The organism is Stenotrophomonas maltophilia group sp. RNC7, from assembly GCF_030910085.1.
In the GTDB taxonomy this organism is placed as follows: Bacteria; Pseudomonadota; Gammaproteobacteria; order Xanthomonadales; family Xanthomonadaceae; genus Stenotrophomonas; species Stenotrophomonas sepilia.
In genome coordinates, this window is record NZ_JAVFVN010000528.1 from 1 (window position 1) to 14,272 (window position 14,272).

16 protein-coding genes are annotated in these 14,272 nt (G+C 65.2%); 5 read left to right on the top strand and 11 right to left on the bottom strand.

Annotated elements, in window-relative coordinates; genetic code table 11:
* Window positions 1–74: 74 nt before the first annotated feature.
* Entirely contained in the window at window positions 75–617 is a 543-nt protein-coding gene (locus RCF13_RS10170) for a DNA-3-methyladenine glycosylase I (RefSeq protein ID WP_134956158.1), read from the bottom strand.
* Entirely contained in the window at window positions 614–2,407 is a 1,794-nt protein-coding gene (locus RCF13_RS10175) for a DUF4153 domain-containing protein (RefSeq protein ID WP_134968806.1), read from the bottom strand. Before RCF13_RS10175 ends, RCF13_RS10170 begins: the two co-directional genes overlap by 4 nt.
* 92 nt (window positions 2,408–2,499) lie before the next feature.
* On the opposite strand from RCF13_RS10175, the gene RCF13_RS10180 reads away from it, so the two are divergent.
* Genes RCF13_RS10180 through RCF13_RS10200 form a run of 5 tightly spaced genes read left to right on the top strand, consistent with a single transcriptional unit; the run spans window position 2,500 to window position 6,514 of the window.
* Window positions 2,500–3,066: a YqgE/AlgH family protein gene (locus tag RCF13_RS10180; protein WP_058979385.1), complete on the top strand. Its 567-nt coding sequence runs from the start codon at window positions 2,500–2,502 to the stop codon at window positions 3,064–3,066.
* Window positions 3,059–3,553, top strand: coding sequence for a Holliday junction resolvase RuvX (gene ruvX / locus RCF13_RS10185; RefSeq protein ID WP_049410643.1), 495 nt, complete (start codon window positions 3,059–3,061; stop codon window positions 3,551–3,553). Before RCF13_RS10180 ends, ruvX begins: the two co-directional genes overlap by 8 nt.
* 16 nt (window positions 3,554–3,569) lie before the next feature.
* Window positions 3,570–4,520: an aspartate carbamoyltransferase catalytic subunit gene (locus RCF13_RS10190; protein WP_061479783.1), complete on the top strand. Its 951-nt coding sequence runs from the start codon at window positions 3,570–3,572 to the stop codon at window positions 4,518–4,520.
* A 57-nt stretch (window positions 4,521–4,577) separates the two neighbouring features.
* Window positions 4,578–5,963, top strand: a complete 1,386-nt coding sequence (locus tag RCF13_RS10195) for an AAA family ATPase (protein ID WP_134968807.1) — start codon at window positions 4,578–4,580, stop codon at window positions 5,961–5,963.
* Window positions 5,963–6,514, top strand: a complete 552-nt coding sequence (locus tag RCF13_RS10200) for a DUF4276 family protein (protein ID WP_134968808.1) — start codon at window positions 5,963–5,965, stop codon at window positions 6,512–6,514. Before RCF13_RS10195 ends, RCF13_RS10200 begins: the two co-directional genes overlap by 1 nt.
* Window position 6,515: 1 nt before the next feature.
* On the opposite strand, the gene RCF13_RS10205 is transcribed toward RCF13_RS10200, so the two are convergent.
* From RCF13_RS10205 to RCF13_RS10245, 9 genes are all read right to left on the bottom strand, one after another.
* Entirely contained in the window at window positions 6,516–7,316 is an 801-nt protein-coding gene (locus RCF13_RS10205) for a prolyl oligopeptidase family serine peptidase (protein WP_134968809.1), read from the bottom strand.
* Between the two features lie 71 nt (window positions 7,317–7,387).
* Complete coding sequence (locus RCF13_RS10210; protein WP_061479786.1) at window positions 7,388–7,654, bottom strand: hypothetical protein; 267 nt, start codon at window positions 7,652–7,654, stop codon at window positions 7,388–7,390.
* A 105-nt stretch (window positions 7,655–7,759) separates the two neighbouring features.
* Complete coding sequence (gene mgtE / locus RCF13_RS10215) at window positions 7,760–9,121, bottom strand: magnesium transporter (protein WP_061479787.1); 1,362 nt, start codon at window positions 9,119–9,121, stop codon at window positions 7,760–7,762.
* A 126-nt stretch (window positions 9,122–9,247) separates the two neighbouring features.
* On the bottom strand, window positions 9,248–11,017 hold the full coding sequence (gene ptsP, locus RCF13_RS10220) for a phosphoenolpyruvate--protein phosphotransferase (RefSeq protein ID WP_061479788.1): 1,770 nt from the start codon (window positions 11,015–11,017) through the stop codon (window positions 9,248–9,250).
* A gap of 2 nt (window positions 11,018–11,019) precedes the next feature.
* Window positions 11,020–11,289, bottom strand: a complete 270-nt coding sequence (locus tag RCF13_RS10225) for an HPr family phosphocarrier protein (RefSeq protein ID WP_005408385.1) — start codon at window positions 11,287–11,289, stop codon at window positions 11,020–11,022.
* On the bottom strand, window positions 11,282–11,674 hold the full coding sequence (locus RCF13_RS10230) for a PTS sugar transporter subunit IIA (RefSeq protein WP_019659454.1): 393 nt from the start codon (window positions 11,672–11,674) through the stop codon (window positions 11,282–11,284). The genes RCF13_RS10225 and RCF13_RS10230 overlap by 8 nt, the downstream gene beginning before the upstream one ends.
* Before the next feature lie 271 nt (window positions 11,675–11,945).
* Window positions 11,946–12,830: an RNase adapter RapZ gene (gene rapZ / locus RCF13_RS10235; RefSeq protein WP_005415554.1), complete on the bottom strand. Its 885-nt coding sequence runs from the start codon at window positions 12,828–12,830 to the stop codon at window positions 11,946–11,948.
* A gap of 27 nt (window positions 12,831–12,857) precedes the next feature.
* A complete protein-coding gene (hprK, locus tag RCF13_RS10240; RefSeq protein ID WP_005408388.1) occupies window positions 12,858–13,808 on the bottom strand; it encodes an HPr(Ser) kinase/phosphatase in 951 nt (316 codons plus the stop codon).
* Window positions 13,805–14,257: a PTS sugar transporter subunit IIA gene (locus tag RCF13_RS10245; protein WP_061479789.1), complete on the bottom strand. Its 453-nt coding sequence runs from the start codon at window positions 14,255–14,257 to the stop codon at window positions 13,805–13,807. The genes hprK and RCF13_RS10245 overlap by 4 nt, the downstream gene beginning before the upstream one ends.
* Window positions 14,258–14,272: the final 15 nt, after the last annotated feature.

The window sequence follows — 14,272 nt, forward strand, 5'->3', positions numbered from 1 at the left end:
GTTCATTCCGCGCATTGCCGATCTCTATGCGCCTGCGGTGACCGTGCCCTGAGGCTGCCGGCCAGCGGCCGGCACTACCTGGTGGCCTGCAGCCACGGCGGCGACAGCGTCAACAGCCGCGCGTGCACCGGGCAGTCCTCGGCGTGCGCACCGGGCAGGTAGCCCAGGCTCATCAGGAATTCGCCGGTGATCTCGCCGCCGGTGAAGCGGAACGTCTTCTTGAACAGCTTCACCCAGTCGGCCTTGCTGCGCGGGTGGTGCGCATCCAGCCACGCCGCGAAGCTGCCATGGCTGGCCCGCAGCTGCTGGATCACCTGCGCGTTGTGGATCGCCGCCAGCACCTTCAGCCGGTTGCGGATGATGCCCGCGTCCGACAGCAGGCGCTCGATGTCCTGCTCGGCATACGCCGCTACGCGGTCGACATCGAAGCCGTCGTAGGCCGCGCGGAAGCCCTCGCGCTTCTTCAGGATCGTTTCCCAGCTCAGGCCGGCCTGGTTGATTTCCAGCACCAGTCGCTCGAACAGCTCGCGCTCGTCACGCTGCGGGAAGCCGTACTCGTTGGCGTGGTAATAGTCGTGCACCGGATGGCCCGGGGCGATGAGGCAGTAGCCGCTCATGGGGAAGGCTCGTTGGAATCGGATTCGGATTCGGGATCGATGGCCACCGCAGGGTGCCCGCCGATGGACAGCATCGGCCAGCGCGGTGGAATGAGCGTGAGTCTGCCGTCACGCAGGGCCTGGTTGATCGTCTCGGCCTGGCCGCTGACGGTGCCGAACAGCGCACCGGCCCGGCGCCACTGCGAATCCTTGCCACGTGCGTACAGTACGCAGTCCGGTCCACGGTGGGTGTTCAGCTCGCACAGCAGCACCTCGCCGGTACCATCGCCGTCCAGGTCGCGATGCACGATCAGGCAGTCGCGCTCGCTCTGGGCGCAGGATTCGCCATTGATCGATCGGGTGGCCAGAGCTTTCCACCAGTCGTCCGGTGGCGAACTGGATCCCTTGGCCAGCTTCAGCACGCGCTGAAGCGCGGCGACGTCCTGCGGCCCCTTATCGAGGCGATGGCCGTCGTCCCAGCGTGAGGTGCGTGCCAGTGCTGCAGCGATCACCTGTGGCGCGTTGGCATCAGCGGTGATGGCCGGATCGCGCTGCAGTTCGCGCAGCGCCTGCACGCCACGGCGCCCCAGATCGAAGCGCAGCACGTTGACGTCGCTGCTGGTGATCGCCGGCGGGTCCGCGCGCAGCCGCTCCAGTTGGCTGGACAGGGTCAGCCGCACCGGGTCCAGCAGGGGCGAGTTGCCCAGCAGGGCCAGTGCCAGCACCGCCCAGCACATCCAGCGGTTGACCGGCTCCAGCATCTGCAGCCAGCGGCGCTGCCGGCGCAGCACCGCCAGCGCGTAGCCCACGGCATAGCCGGCCGTGGCCAATGCGACGAGTACCGCCCAGAAGCGATCCAGGGTCCAGCCGTACTGCGCCACGCGCAGGCCCAATGCATACAGTGCCAGCGCGGCGTAAACCGGCAGTGTCAGCAGGCTGGCTTCGACCAGCCTGCGCAGCACCAGAGGGTAGGAGACACTGTCTTCCCCCTGCTGGTAGACCGCATTGGTGAACGTCACCAGCAGCAGCGACACCACCACCAGCAGGCTGGCGGCCGAACGGGTCTTCCACAGCGGTTCCAGCCCGGTAAGCGGCAGGCTCAGCACGAACAATACGGCGATGAACGACAGCAGCGGCAGCAGCCCGCGGCAGATCGCGAACAGCACCTGGCGGGTGATCTGGATCGCACGGTGCTGGGTGCGCCCGATCAGCACGCCGAACCCGGCCAGGGTGCCGGTGGCCAGTGCGATGAAAGCGTCCTGCCGGAACAGGTCGCGGAAGACATTCACGTCCAGCAGCTGGAACAGCGCTGCCCACAGCCACAGCAGCAGCCAGGTCAGCCCGGTGAACAGCGCCGCCAAAGCGAGGGTCAAACCGTTCTGCCAGGCGCGCTCGAACAACTCGGGGTAGCTGGCGCGCCAGTGCCCATGCTGCAGCTGGAACTGCCACCAGGGCAGGGCCACGAACACCGCCACGCCCATGCCCAGGGTCAACGGAAACTGCAGCGCGCCCGATTCCAGTGCGGTTTCGCCATTGAGGTTCCAGCCGATCCAGCCGGCCAGCGCCAGCACCACCGTCGAGCCAAGCACGGCCTGCAGCCACAGGCGGCGCTGGCCCAGCTCGACCAGGCTCAGCGCCACCGCGCTGGGAATGGCCAGCACCCAGGCGTACCAGCAGTAGCGCCAGCCGATATCGCGGAAGGGCCAGGCATCGGACAGCTCCTGCGCGGCGTACAGCATCAGGCCCTGCAGCAGGGCGATCAGGACGATGGCGCTGCGTGCCGGCAGGGTCAGGGGCGATGAAGACTGCATCTAATGACCTTCCGTGGCAAAGCACCATCCTAGCCCATCGCGGTTCGGCGCCATCGCGCGACCATCCCGCCCCCAGCAGGTAGAATGGGCCCATGCCTGTAATGCCGACCTCCCTTGCCGATCACCTGCTCGTCGCGCTGCCGTCGCTGCTCGACGCGACCTTTGCCCGCAGCGTCGCGCTGATCTGCCAGCACGACGAGAACGGGGCGATGGGCGTACTGGTCAACCAGCCTTCCGAATACACGCTGGGTGAAGTGCTTGCGCAGATGGACATCACCACCGGTGATGGCGAGCTGCAGGCGCGCATGGTGCTCAATGGCGGTCCGGTGCATCCCGAACGCGGCTTCGTCATCCACGACGACGCGCGCGCGTGGGATTCCAGCCTGACCGTGGGCGACGGCCTGTACCTGACCACCTCGCGCGACATCCTCGAAGCGATGGCGCGTGGCGAAGGCCCGGCCAATGCGGTGGTCACCCTCGGCTGTGCCGGTTGGGGCGCAGGGCAGCTGGAAAGCGAGCTGTCCGAGAACAGCTGGCTGACCGTGCCGGCCGATGCCGAGCTGGTGTTCCAGCTGCCGCTGGAGCAGCGCTGGCAGGGGGCGGCTTCGCGCATCGGCGTGGACCTGTTCCGGCTGACCGACTACAGCGGCCATGTCTGAGCCCATCACGCCCGCCCCGGTTCCTGCTGCGCCGGCCATCCGTCGCGACGGCACGGTCCTGGGTTTTGATGTTGGCTCGCGACGCATCGGCGTGGCCATCGGCAGTGCCTTCGCCGCGCATGCGCGCGCGGTGGCGGTGGTCGATGTGCACGGCAACGGCCCGGACTGGACCGCGATCGAACGACTGCTCAAGGAATGGAAGCCCGATGGCCTGGTGGTCGGCGACCCGCTGACCCTGGACGGCCAGGACCAGCCCAACCGCAAGCGTGCGCAGGGCTTTGCCCGCCAGCTGCGGGAACGCTTCAAGCTGCCGGTGGTGATGATCGACGAGCGTTCCAGCTCGGTCGAGGCGGCCCGCCGTTTCGCCGTCGAGCGCGCCGAAGGGCGCAAGCGTCGCCGTGATGCGGCCGCCCTCGACGCCGTGGCCGCGGCGGTGATCATCGACCGCTGGCTGTCGTCTCCCGACGACGCCACCCCCATTCCCTGACTGCACGACTCCCGCCATGACTGCCCAGCAAATCGATGCCTCCGGACGCCTGCGCCACCTGCTGACCCTGGAGGGCCTGCCGCGCGAAACCCTGCTGCAGTTGCTCGATCGGGCAGGGCAGATCCGCGACGCCGCAGTCGGCCGTGTCGGCAACAAGCGCCACGTGCTGGCTGGTTCGGCGGTGTGCACGCTGTTCTTCGAGCCGTCCACGCGCACCCGCAGCTCGTTCCAGCTGGCCGCGCAGCGCCTCGGGGCCGATGTGCTGAACTTCGATGCCTCGACCTCGTCCACGCGCAAGGGCGAAACCGCCTGCGACACGCTGCGCAACCTGGAAGCAATGGGCGTGCGCGGCTTCGTGGTGCGACACCCCGATGACGGCGCCGTGGCCGCGCTGGCCGACGCCGCGGGCGAGGGCACCGCGCTGATCAATGCCGGCGACGGCCGCAGCGCGCACCCGACCCAGGGTCTGCTCGACATGCTGACCCTGCGCCAGGCCAAGGGCCCGGATTTCTCGAAGCTGAAGGTGGTGATCGTCGGCGATGTGAAGCACTCACGCGTGGCCCGTACCGACCTGCATGCGCTGCGCACGCTGGGCGTGGGTGAGATCCGCGTGTGCGGCCCGCAGTCGCTGCTGCCGGACGACGAGACCCTGAAGGGCTGCGTGGTCGGCGATGATTTCGACGCGATGCTGGAAGGCGTCGACGCGCTGATGATGCTGCGCCTGCAGCGCGAGCGCATGGAAGAAGGCCTGGTGCCGTCGCTGGAGCAGTACCACGCGCAGTACGGCCTGACCCGCGCGCGCCTGGCGCGTGCCGGCAAGGACGCTGCGGTACTGCACCCGGGTCCGATCAACCGCGGCGTGGAAGTGACCGACGACGTGGCCGATGGCCCGCAATCGTGGGTGCTGCGCCAGGTCGCCAACGGCGTCGCGGTGCGCATGGCCGTGCTGGAAACGCTGCTGGGCTGATACTATGATTTGGTTAATCGGGTTTTAATTGTTGGATGTGGCTGAACAAGGAAGAATATGCTGGCAAACATCTACATCAGAAACTTTAGGTCGATTAAGGAAATTGTTTTCCCTATTAAGAATGGGCTAAACGTCATTGTTGGATCCAACGGGTCCGGGAAAACTAATATCCTTCATGCTCTAAAATTCCTTTCGAACATCGTTACGAGTGGGGCCTCTTTAGCAATGGCGAAGGCCGGTGGTCCATCCCGCAATTTTCGTCGAGGTGAGAATTCAATAGAATTCTCTGTGCATTATGTCTTAGACCATTCTCTGTTCAAGGGTAAGCAGGCAACATTTTTTCTTTTCTGGGATGTGGTTGTCTCGCAGTCTGAAGAAGGCGGCTTTGTACACGTTAGAAAGGAAGTGGTGCGGATTGTTGCTCTATCTTCTGAGGGCAAAGAGGATGTCTTGAAGGCTGAGGTTACTCGAACTTCAGCAGGCGCTGTGCGGCCTAAGTTTGAAATTGTTTCGGAAGATCTGATAACAAAAAGACTATTTGAATCCAGCTACTGGGTTGGTAGTTCTTTCAAGAAGTCTGAGGTTGTTTCGACTGTTTCTGAGAAGTTTCAAGAGGTTCTGCAGGAAGCAAAGAAAGGCGCTCAGGATGCGTCATTTATTGCTCAGGCGTCTTTTTGTCATGCGAATTTTAGGCGCTTCTTTCGCGATATTTCATCATTGGATGAATACAATATATCTCCGGATGTTGCCCGCCAAGCGGTCGATCCGTTGCCAGTAGTCAGAATGGGGCCGGACGGTGGTGGTGTTAGCGAGGTGGTGGGAGCACTTGAGAATAGACAGTTTTCAAGAATAAGAAGAGGCGGGGCTCCATATCCGGGTACCACTTATTACTATGCTCATCACTGGTCTGAGTACTCATCTCCTCTGGGGCAGAAAAATAATCCACTTCCCGTAATTTTGGAGCACGTACAGGCTGCCATTCCCTCTATCGATTCCATTGGAACTCAGATAGATCCATCATCGGGAAGGAGATTTGTCGTATTCGGTTGCGGGGGGAGTTTGTTTCGCCCGCAGGAAATGTCTGATGGAACCTTTAAATGGCTTTGCCTGCTGGTGGCGCTCTTGGTTCCGACCACAAGGGTGGTCCTACTTGAAGAGCCGGAAAATTTTATGCATCCGTGGATGCAGCAGAGATTCATATCACTCGCAAGGCAGCAGGCTAGCTCTGACAATACATCGGTAGTGCTATCGACTCACAGTGTAACAGTGCTGAATTCATTGGTTGTGGATGAGCTCAGGGTGGTTCACCAAGTTGATGGTGAGACAGTGATGAACTCGGTGGAAAATAAGGAAGAGATAGAGAGGATTCTCTCTGAATCTACCTTTGGCCTCGGGGATATTTGGATAAGTGGCGAGTTTGGTGGTGTGACCGGGGGGTTTTGATGATAGGGATAATTGTCGATGGGGAAGGTGATTACGCCGCATTTAAGGCTCGCTACAGAACCGGTGTTAGGGTTTACCGATCGGATGGGCCAAGGGGGCATTTGGTATCCGATGAGGCAATTATCTCGGGAGCCAAGAAGCAAATTGAGCAGTTGCGTAAATTTGGTTGTGAAAAGATCGCAATAGTTACGGACTTGGAAGATAGGAAAATCCATTGCTCTGAGTTTAAGTTGAGCTGCGAGGCGAGGATTCGTGATTCGGGTTATGGGGATGATGTCTGTATATTCGTTGCAGATCGGATGTTGGAGAATTGGATCCTTGCAGATGTCGCTTACTTGAGTACGAAGAAGGTTTATCTTAAGAAGGTTGGTCGCCAGAAGCGCTACGAATCTACCGACGGAAAATCTGAATTAAAGAAGCTTTTTGAAAAGGGATATGATTACAGCGAGATTCGGCATGGGCAGGAGCTTTTCCCGCTCTTGAGGTCAGATCAAGCGGTTAAATTCAGTCCTTCCTTTGCCACCTTCATAGAAGAGCTAGGTTTGGCCTAGCTCATCGGTTGTGTTGCTCCCACAGCCACTCCCACATCGCCGGGTCGGCGTACGTTGCGTCCCAGGCATTGTGGTTGCCTTCGGGGTATTCGGTGTAGCGCACGTCACGCGCGTTGGCGTTCTGGAATGCGGCGTGCAGCCGGCGGTCGTCATCCGGCGGCACCACGTCATCCAGCGCACCATGGAAGATCCAGATCGGTGTGTGCCGAAGCCGCTTGGCGATCACGGCATACGGATCGGATTCCTGGGCCACCTGTTCGACGAACAGGGTCGGACGCACCGCACGCGGCGCCAGCACTGCGCCGCATACCGGCACGATCGCGGCGAAGCGCCCGGGTTGATCCAGCGCGATGTTCCAGCTGCCATAGCCGCCCATCGACATCCCGGTCAGGTACTGCCGCGAGGGATCGGCACCGAACTCGGCGATGGTGGCGTCCAGGGCGGCCAGCGCAACGCGGTTGTTGCGCCCGCTCCATTCCTGGCGGCCCGGCACCTGCGGGAATACGGCCAACGCGGGGAAGTCGGCCGCGTGCCTGCGCAGGTGCGGCCCCAGCCCGGCATGGGTCTGCTTGATGCCGTCGCCGCCACGCTCGCCGGATCCATGCAGGAACAGCACCACCGGCAGCGCGCCAGGCGTGCGCGCCGCGGTTGCCGGAATGAACACCTGGTAATAGGCGGTACGGCCATCCACTTTCACCGCACGCGATTCGAAGCGGCCACGTGCGCTGTCCGGGTGCGAGGCGCAGCCGGCCATCATCAGGATCGCCAGCATCGGCAGCCAGCGCATCATCGTACGGACCATCGACGTTCCCGGAGCGGTGGGTTCAGTCGCATCCTAGTCCGCCGCAGGTCAACGCGGCATCATGCGCCGCATCACTGCGGGCGCGGGAAGCTGGCGATGATGTCCAGCTGTTCCTGGGCTTCGGCATTGCCGCTGGCGGCGGCGGCCTGCACCTGCGCCATGTCCGGGTGCAGCACCACCAGCAACGGGTTTTCGCAGACCGGGCAGTCGTACTCGGTGGCGTCCTCGTCCAGCTCCATCTCCATGGCACGCGAGCTGCCCTTCCATTCGCAGGCTGGGCAGGTGTGCTGCTGGTCGCGCCAGCCGGGCTGGAAATAGTTTTCGATCGTGGTGGCCATGAGGGTCCAGTTGGAATCGGGTCAGAGCCCCGCGCTGCGGGGATCCGACCCTGGGTCTTGGTGTGGGTCGGAGCTCCGCGTTGCGGGGATCCGGCCCGGCAGGGATCAGTGCAGCAGCACCAGCGTGGCCAGGCCGAGGAAGGTGAAGAAGCCCATCGAGTCGGTCACGGCAGTCAGGAAGATGCCACTGGCCAGCGCCGGGTCGAAGCCGAAGCGTTTCAGGGTCAGCGGCACCAGCACGCCGGCCAGTGCCGCGAACAGCAGATTGCAGGTCAGCGCGATGGCGATCACCGCCGACAGTCCGGGCGAGTGGAACCAGAGCAGCACGATCAGCCCCAGTATCGAGCCGAGCAGCAGGCCGTTGAGCGCGGCCACCCGCACTTCCTTCCACAGCAGCGTGCGCGCGTTGGAGGCGCCCACCTGGCCCAACGCCAGGCCACGCACCATCAGCGCCAGCACCTGGGTGCCGGCATTGCCGCCCAGGCCGGCCACGATCGGCATCAGCACCGCCAGCGCCACCAGCTTGTCGATCGTGCCCTCGAAGTGGCCGACCACGCTGGAGGCCAGGAAGGCCGTGCACAGGTTGATCGACAGCCACATCAGGCGGCGGCGCATGGCGCGCCAGACCGGGCTGAACAGGTCCTCGTCCTCGTCCAGGCCGGCGGCGCCCAGCGCCTGGTGCTCGGCCTGGCCGCGGATGATGTCGACCACGTCATCGATGGTGATGCGGCCAACGAGGATGTTGTTCTCGTCCACTACCGGTGCAGAGATCCAGTCATGGTCGGAGAACTGCCGTGCCACTTCCTGGTCGCTCTCGCCGACGTCGATGGCCGGCTGCTCGTCGTCGATCAGGCGGTTGATCGGGGTGGTGTCCTCGTGGGTCACCAGTGCCGCCAGCGACACCCGGCCGAGATATTGGTGCCGCCGGCTGACCACGAACAGGTGGTCGGTGTGGTCCGGCAATTCGCCGCGCAGGCGCAGGTAGCGCAGCACGACGTCGACGTTGACGTCGGCGCGCACGGTCACCACGTCCGGGTTCATCAGGCGGCCGGCGCTGTCCTCGGGATAGGACAACACCTGTTCCAGCCGCTCGCGGTTCTCGCGGTCCATCGACTTGAGGACTTCATCGATGACCGTATCCGGCAGGTCTTCGACCAGGTCGGCCAGATCGTCGATGTCCAGGTCTTCGACCGCGGCGATGATCTCGTCCGGGTCCATGTCCGCGAGCAGGCTTTCGCGCACGTCCTCGCCGACGTGGACCAGCACCTCGCCGTCGTCTTCAGGATCGACCAGGCCCCACACCACCTCGCGCTTGCCCGGCGGCAGCGATTCAAGCAGGTTGCCGATCTCGGCCGGGGCCAGGGTGTTGACCAGGCGACGTACCGGGCCCAGCCGGCCGCTGTCCAGTGCATCGGACAGCATCCGCAGTTGGCGCGCAGTCTTGTCGTGGCGTACAGCTTCAGCCATCGCAGCTCCCGCGGGATAAGAAAAGCCGCGATCCCGGCAAGGATGCGGCAACAGGGGTGTTCAGCGCGTCATTATCGCAAGGCGATGTTTCAGCGCATAGCCGCCGGATGGCACCACCCTAGGCGCTCAGGCCGTTTCCGCCACCAGCGCCAGCCAGCGTTCGATGGCGCGGCGGTCGCGCGCGGCCAGCAGCTTCGGCGCGCGCGCGCGCAGCACGGACAGGTCGGCTTCGCGTATCGCACGGCGTACCTCCAGCAACGTACCGGGGTGCAGGCTGAACTCGCTCAGGCCCAGCGCCAGCAGCAGCGGGGTCATCCGGGCATCACCGGCCATCTCGCCGCAGACCGCCACCGGGACGCGGTGGCGCGCGCCGGTCTCGATCACCATCTGCAGCAGCCGCAGCACGGCCGGGTGCAGCGGTGAATACAACTCGCCCAGCGCCTCGTTGTTGCGGTCGGCAGCCAGCAGGTACTGCACCAGATCGTTGGTGCCGATCGACAGGAAATCGACCAGGTCGATGAAGCTCTCCAGCGCCAGCGCAGCGGCGGGGACTTCGATCATCGCGCCCAGCGGTACATGGTCGGACACCATGTGGCCTTCGCCGCGCAGCTGTTCGGTCAGTTTGAGCATGCGCCGGCGCACGGCCAGCAGCTCCTCGCGGGTGCTGACCATTGGCACCAGCACGCGCAGCTTGCCGTACGCAGACGCGCGCAGGATCGCGCGCAGCTGGGTGTCGGCCACCTTCGGCCGTGCCAGCGACAGGCGCACCCCGCGCAGGCCGAGTGCAGGGTTCTCTTCGTTGCTCAGGGTCAGGCCGGTACGGTCGGCCTTGTCCGCGCCCAGGTCCAGCGTGCGTATGGTGACCGGCCGCCCGCTCATGCCCAGCGCGGCATCGCGGTAGGTCTGGAACTGCTCTTCTTCGTCCGGCAGCTCATTGCGCTGCAGGAACAGGAATTCGGTGCGGTACAGGCCGAGCCCCTGTGCGCCCAGTGCATGCGCCTGGGTCACGTCTTCCAGCGATTCGGCATTGGCCAGCAGGGCAATGTCGACCTGGTCGCGGGTACGACTGGGCTTGCTGCGCAGGCGGCCGAGCTCGCGCTGCTCGCGCGCGTGCTCCTTCAGCCGGACGCGGTAGTCCCGCAGGTTGTCGGCCTGCGGGTTGACGGTGATGCTGCCGTCGGCGCCATCGATGATCAGCACATCGCCATCGGCGATGCGGCTGAGCAGCTGCGGCACGTTGACGATCAGGGGCAGGTGCAGGCTGCGCGCCAGGATCGCGCTGTGCGACAGCGCGCTGCCGGCGGCAGTGACGATGCCGACCACGCCCTGTGCCTGCAGCTGCGCCAGCTCGGAGGGGGCGATGTTGTCGCAGACCAGGATCTCGCCGGCCAGGCCTTTCACCGCCGACGGCCGTTCGGGTTGCAGGAAGGCGTGGATGCGCCCGATCACATGGTCGAGATCGTCCATGCGGCTCTTCAGATAGGCATCGTCCATGCCATCGAAGACCTTGGCCAGGCGGTCGCGCTGCAGGCGCAAGGCATAGCCGGCGCTGTACGGGCCGCTGCGGATCAGCTCGTCCAGGCCGTGCAGCAGCTCGGGGTCGTCCAGCAGCAGCGCGTGCAGGTCGAGGAACTCGCCCACTTCCTGGTTCAGGGCGCCATGCAGGCGCTGGCGCAGCTCGTGCATTTCCGTACGCGCGGCATCCAGCGCCCGGTGCAGGCGCGCCAGTTCGGCCTCGACCTGGTGGGCGGCCACGCGCTGCTCGGCCACCTCCAGCGCATGCGGCAGCCGCACGCGTGCCCGGCCCATCGCCGTTCCGCGCGCGGCGCCGTGGCCGGCCAGCAGCTGTACCGGCCGTTGGCCGGAAAGGACCTGGCTGGCGCGTGCGCGCGGCACGCTCAGCTGTCCTCGTCGAAGCGGCGTTCGAACAGGCCGACCACCGCTTCCATCGCGGCGGCTTCGTCCTCGCCGTTGATGCGCACGGTGACCGGGGTGCCCTGGCCGGCGGCCAGCAGCATCACGCCCATGATGCTCTTGGCGTTGATCTCACGGCCCTTGGCGGCCATGGTCACGTTGCAGCGGAACGGCGCCAGGGTCTGCACCAGCTTGGCGGTGGCCCGGGCATGCAGGCCCAGGCGGTTGCTGACGGTGAGTTCTCGTTCAAGCATCGTCGACTATCGCTCCATTACGGGTACCCGCCGCGGCTGTGGCGGGCAGTTGATCCAGTCCCTGTTCCGGATAATTCATCACCCGCAGCAACATCGGCAGGCTCAGCGCTGACACTCGGCGAACCGGGGTCCCCAGCCGGGCCAGCTGCCCGGCAAGGTTGGCGGGGCTGGCGCCGTACAGGTCGGTCAGGATCAGCACGCCATCCCCTGCATCGACCCGCCGCAGGGCGGCCGAGGCGAGCGGGAGCAGGGCGTCCAGGTCTGCGTCGAACGGTACTTCGAAAGCTTCGGTTTTCAGCGGCAATTGCCGCAGGAGCCGGGTCGCCACCTCAAGCAGGGCGGGCCCGACCCCCGGATGTGTTACGAGGAGAATGCCACAGGTCATTACTGCACGTTAACAGGTCAAGGTGAATTGGCGATAGCAGCAGATGAGGGGCACTGTGTCCCGTATTCAGCGTTGCTCGGGTCCGGGCCCTTTCCTGTTGAAAAGGGGGCCGCCCCTTTCCGTTTTTTCGATGCCTGACCGGGATTCATCCACGGCGTGTCCTGCAGCCCACACCGCCCCGCATCCCTCGAAATGCCGCTGTTGCTGTTGCTGTTGCCGGCCAGCGGCCGGCACGACCGGCGGGTGCCGGGCGCAGCCCGGCCGACCACCCTCAATCCTGTTCGCGGTGGTAGGTGGCCACGTCCTGCCAGCCCATCTCGCGGGCGTGCCGGGCCATGCGCTCGGCCAGGAACACCGAGCGGTGCTTGCCTCCGGTGCAGCCGAACGCCACGGTCACGTAGCTGCGGGTGCCATCCCCCAGTTTCGGCAGCCAGGTATCCAGGAAATCCATCAGCTGGGCCAGGTAACGCTGCACGTCGGGCTGTGCTTCCAGATAGTCGCGCACGCCCGGCTCGCGGCCGCTCAGCGCGCGCAGGTCCGGGTCCCAGTGTGGATTGGGCAGCACCCGCGCATCGAACACGAAGTCCGCCTCGGCCGGTACGCCGCGCTTGTAGGCGAATGATTCGAACAGCAGCGACAGGCCGGTGGCATGGTCCATCGCGAACTCGGTGATGATCCGCCGCCGCAGCTGGTGCACGTTGAGGGTACTGGTATCGATCACCGCATCGGCCTCGCGGCGCAACGGTGCGGTCAGTTCGCGCTCGCGGGCGATCGCTTCGGGCAGCGACAGGCCCAGCTGGCTCAGCGGATGGCGACGGCGGGTGTCGGCGTAGCGCTTGAGCACCGTTTCGTCGCTGGCCTCGAAGAACAGTACCTTCACTTCCACGCCGGCGTCGGTGGCCAGCTGCCGCCAGTCGCCCAGCTGGCTCAGGTCGGCCTGGCCGCGGACATCGATGCCTACGGCCAGGCGGCGCGGTGCGCTGCCGTCGTGGTTGGCCAGCAGGCTGCGCACGAAGTCCGGCAGCAGGTGGATCGGCAGGTTGTCCGAGCAGTAGTAGTCCTGGTCCTCGAAGGTCTTCAGGGCGACGGATTTACCCGAGCCGGACAGGCCGCTGACGATGATCAGGGTCGGGGCGGTGGGGATTGCGGTGCTCATGGACAGGCTCTTCGAGGGGCAGGGGGATCAGGGTGTTCGCCGTTCCAGCAGGTTGCTGTGGCGGGCGATGAACATGGCCGCCGGATCAATGCCCTTGGTGCGCAGGATGTGCAGGCGGGTGGCGGCTTCGGTCAGCACGGCCAGGTTGCGGCCGGGCATCACCGGCAGGGTGATCAGCGGAACGTCCAGGTCCAGCACATGGCGGGTGCCCGAGTCGCCGGTCAGACGCTCGTAGCCATGCGGGGTGGGTTCGGTCATCGGCTTGGTCAGGTGGACGATCAGCCGAAGGTACTTGTTCTTCTTTACAGCCGTGTCGCCGAACATCTCGCGCACGTTCAGCACGCCCAGGCCGCGCACTTCCAGCAGGTCCTGCAGCAGTTCGGGGCAGGTGCCGTCGAGTACATCCGGGGCGATCTGGGTGAACTCGGGGGCGTCGTCGGCGACCAGGCGGTGACCACGGCTGAGCAGCTCCAGCGCCAGCTCGCTCTTGCCCGACCCGGCCTCGCCGGTGATCAGCACGCCAATGGAATAGATCTCCATGAACACGCCGTGCAGGATCACCCTCGGTGCGAGCGTGCGCGCCAGGTGGTAGGACAGGTGGTTGAGCAGTTCGTGGCCGCGCTTGGGCGACAACCACAGCGGCGTGCCGGATTCATCGGCGGCGGCGCGCAGGTCTTCCGGGCAGGCCTGGTTGCGGGTCAGCACCAGCGCAAGCGGGTGCGACTGCATGATCTTTTCGATGGTCTCCCAGCGCTGGCGCGGTTCCAGCGCATCCAGCCAGGACAGTTCCTCGGTGCCCAGGATCTGCACCTTGTTGGGATAGATGGCGTTGAGGTAGCCGGCCAGCGAGGGACGCCGCGAGACGGTATTGCCGGCCTCCAGCTCGCGCTTCTCACCGGATTTGCCTGCGGCCCAGCGTAGCCCCAGCCGCTCGCGCTGCTGTTCGAACAGTTCACGGGCGGTGATGCTGGTATTCATGCGGCGCTCGCAGGTGGGGTCATGTCCAGCGCCTCGCGCAGGGCCCGGGCATCGCCGGCCTCACGCAGGGCCTGGCGGATATCCGGCGCGGAAAACAGCTCGGCCAGCTCGGACAGCAGCATCAGGTGCTGGTGGGTGTAGTGGGCCGGGACGGCCATCGCGAACACCAGGTCCACCGGCTCATCGCCGCCGAAGTCGACCGGGGCCGCCAGACGCAGCAGGGCGCCACGGGGGCGGTCCAGGGTCGGCGCGCGGCCGTGGGGGATGGCGATACCGTGGCCGATCGCGGTGCTGCCCAGGGCTTCGCGCTGGCACAGGTTCAGATAGATCTGTTCGGCATTGGCCTGGCGGCAGGCCAGCAACCCGGCGGCGGCCTGCAGGACGCTGTCGCGGTCGGTGGCCGCGCAGAGCTGGGTCTGCACGGCCGCCAGGAGGTCAGTCAGGGGCATGTCTGCGGGGAACGG

Coding starts and splice junctions, on each gene's coding strand:
- RCF13_RS10170 (WP_134956158.1), bottom strand. CDS start 617: ATGAGCGGCTACTGCCTCATCGCCCCGGGCCATCCGGTGCACGACTAT.
- RCF13_RS10175 (WP_134968806.1), bottom strand. CDS start 2,407: ATGCAGTCTTCATCGCCCCTGACCCTGCCGGCACGCAGCGCCATCGTC.
- RCF13_RS10180 (WP_058979385.1), top strand. CDS start 2,500: ATGCCTGTAATGCCGACCTCCCTTGCCGATCACCTGCTCGTCGCGCTG.
- ruvX (WP_049410643.1), top strand. CDS start 3,059: ATGTCTGAGCCCATCACGCCCGCCCCGGTTCCTGCTGCGCCGGCCATC.
- RCF13_RS10190 (WP_061479783.1), top strand. CDS start 3,570: ATGACTGCCCAGCAAATCGATGCCTCCGGACGCCTGCGCCACCTGCTG.
- RCF13_RS10195 (WP_134968807.1), top strand. CDS start 4,578: ATGCTGGCAAACATCTACATCAGAAACTTTAGGTCGATTAAGGAAATT.
- RCF13_RS10200 (WP_134968808.1), top strand. CDS start 5,963: ATGATAGGGATAATTGTCGATGGGGAAGGTGATTACGCCGCATTTAAG.
- RCF13_RS10205 (WP_134968809.1), bottom strand. CDS start 7,316: ATGGTCCGTACGATGATGCGCTGGCTGCCGATGCTGGCGATCCTGATG.
- RCF13_RS10210 (WP_061479786.1), bottom strand. CDS start 7,654: ATGGCCACCACGATCGAAAACTATTTCCAGCCCGGCTGGCGCGACCAG.
- mgtE (WP_061479787.1), bottom strand. CDS start 9,121: ATGGCTGAAGCTGTACGCCACGACAAGACTGCGCGCCAACTGCGGATG.
- RCF13_RS10225 (WP_005408385.1), bottom strand. CDS start 11,289: ATGCTTGAACGAGAACTCACCGTCAGCAACCGCCTGGGCCTGCATGCC.
- RCF13_RS10230 (WP_019659454.1), bottom strand. CDS start 11,674: ATGACCTGTGGCATTCTCCTCGTAACACATCCGGGGGTCGGGCCCGCC.
- rapZ (WP_005415554.1), bottom strand. CDS start 12,830: ATGAGCACCGCAATCCCCACCGCCCCGACCCTGATCATCGTCAGCGGC.
- hprK (WP_005408388.1), bottom strand. CDS start 13,808: ATGAATACCAGCATCACCGCCCGTGAACTGTTCGAACAGCAGCGCGAG.
- RCF13_RS10245 (WP_061479789.1), bottom strand. CDS start 14,257: ATGCCCCTGACTGACCTCCTGGCGGCCGTGCAGACCCAGCTCTGCGCG.